Annotated in this window: 2 protein-coding genes; both read left to right on the top strand. The window is 38.9% G+C overall.

The window, feature by feature from the left end; genetic code table 11:
* Positions 1–139 precede the first annotated feature (139 nt).
* On the top strand, positions 140–385 hold the full coding sequence (locus tag AC1DRF_RS24615; RefSeq protein ID WP_477741929.1) for a DUF2164 domain-containing protein: 246 nt from the start codon (positions 140–142) through the stop codon (positions 383–385).
* 243 nt (positions 386–628) lie between these two features.
* Positions 629–1,990: a CoA transferase gene (locus AC1DRF_RS24610; protein WP_477741928.1), complete on the top strand. Its 1,362-nt coding sequence runs from the start codon at positions 629–631 to the stop codon at positions 1,988–1,990.
* Positions 1,991–2,082: the final 92 nt, after the last annotated feature.

The following is a 2,082-nucleotide window of genomic DNA, read 5'->3' as shown; positions in this document are numbered from 1 at the left end:
GGCTATGAAAGTGTCTAGCTAATTCAAATCAGCACAAGCATTGTACACAAAAACAACAAGAAAAAAAGACTGCATTTTCTCAGCTCCTCTTGCTATGATGTCAGGTAGACAGATATCAGTGTAAAGAGGAGTTTTGTTTATGTTTATTAATTTTTCAAAAGAAGACAAAGATAAAATGCTGAATGAAATTCAAACGTTTTTTTATAACGAACGAGATGAAGAAATCAGTGAATTTGCAGCGGAAAATGTATTARAGTTTATTAAAGAACATATCGGTCCCCACTTTTATAACCAAGCAATTAAAGATGCAGAAGATATTATGAACCAAGTCATGCTTTCTGCAGAAGAAAATTTACATGCATTAAAAAAACCGATTGAAAAGTAGTTCAAAAAAGAAAATATGAAGTAGAACAAAAGCGCTTTATGTACAAAAACATAAAGCGCTTTTGTTTGTCTATGAAACAAATTATTTGTTCGCATAAGTGATATATGATACATTCGTTTTAAGATAATATTAACGTTAACGTAAAGGTTATATTTGGAGTGTTTTAATTTAACTCGACGAGGGCATAACTTCAGCAAGCAGGGACATAATGAGGTAATTATAAGAGGAAAGAAGGGACTATACGTGAGCAACATTACGAAAGATCAGCTAACAAAATCTATTGTGAAAGCAAATGAAAATCGTTTAACAGATAATAGTGATTTTGATATCTATCAAGAGCTGGAAAATGTGCTTCAAGGGGTCGGTTTATCAGCAAAAGACAGCGGAGGAAGCATTACGTTTTACGGAGAAGATCCGGTTGTTCCTAGTACGCTGCGTCTTGCCTCAGCAGCAGCCATTGCACTAGTTGCTAAATCAGTAGCTGTCTCAAAAATTTGGAGAATACGCGGAGGAAAAGGTCAAGATATTCATATGGATTTACGAAAAGCGATCCGAAGATTATCACCTTTTTACGATAAAAAATGGGAAAAGCTTAATGGGTACGCACCAAGTAAAGCAAATGATCCATATAACCCATTAGGCTTTCGCTTTTATCAAACAAAAGATGACAAATGGGTGATGCCGCTGAATCCATATCCACGCTCTAAGCATGAAACGCTAAAGTTGTTAAATTGTATAGAAGACCCTGATGCAGTGGCAAAAGCAATTCGCGGTTGGAATGCAGAAGAATTAGAGAAAGCTGCAGCGGAGCGAGGAGTTATCATGCCTGTTGTGCGGACAATTGAAGAGTTTATGAATGAGTCCGTGTATGAAGAAATAGCGCAGCTTCCTTTAATTGAAATTGAAAAGATTGGAGAAAGTGAGCCGATTCCTTTTTCAAAGAATCCTAAAACGCCGCTAGATGGTGTTCGAGCATTAGGCCTTGGTCATGTTATTGCAGGAGCAGGATTTGGTAGAGCGCTCGCTTTACACGGTGCGGACGTGTTAAATATTTGGAAGCCAACGGACTGGGAGCATGATACGATTTACGCTACGTCTAATGTCGGTATGCGCTCTTCAACGCTGGATATTGGTGAAAAAGAAGGAAAAGAAAAAATGGTTGAACTTCTACAAGGAGCAGATATCTTTTTTGCGAACCGTCGATACGGATTCCTAGAGAGATACGATCTAACCGCTGAAGAGTGTGCAAAATTGAAACCAGGAATCGTCCACTGCACCGTTAACCTGCATGGAACGCAAGGAGAGTGGGCAAAAAGAAATGGATTTGACCAAACAGCGGGAAGCGTAACGGGAGTCATGGCGTTAGAAGGATCGCCAGAAAATCCTAAGCTGCCTCCTATTGTAGTTGTCAATGATTATGCGGTTTCTTGGCTGCTTGAAGTCGGTGCTTTAATGGCACTGGAAAGAAGAGCAAAAGAAGGAGGCAGCTACCGCGTGCGTGTATCATTGGATCGCGTATCTTTATGGATTTTGTCAATGGGCATCTATGACAAAGCGTACGTTCATCAAACAGCTGGTTCATCAGAAAAGCACGAGTACTTGTAGCGTTTGCTGTACTTGTTCATAAATATCTGAATCTCTTAACGTTTGATCAATTGTTTCTTTTCCTTTTAAATAACCAAAATATGCAATCACCG

Source organism: Priestia sp. P5_B4 (assembly GCF_056400385.1).
The sequence above is the reverse complement of the archived record's forward strand: the minus strand, read 5'-3'. Positions and strand labels throughout refer to the sequence as shown.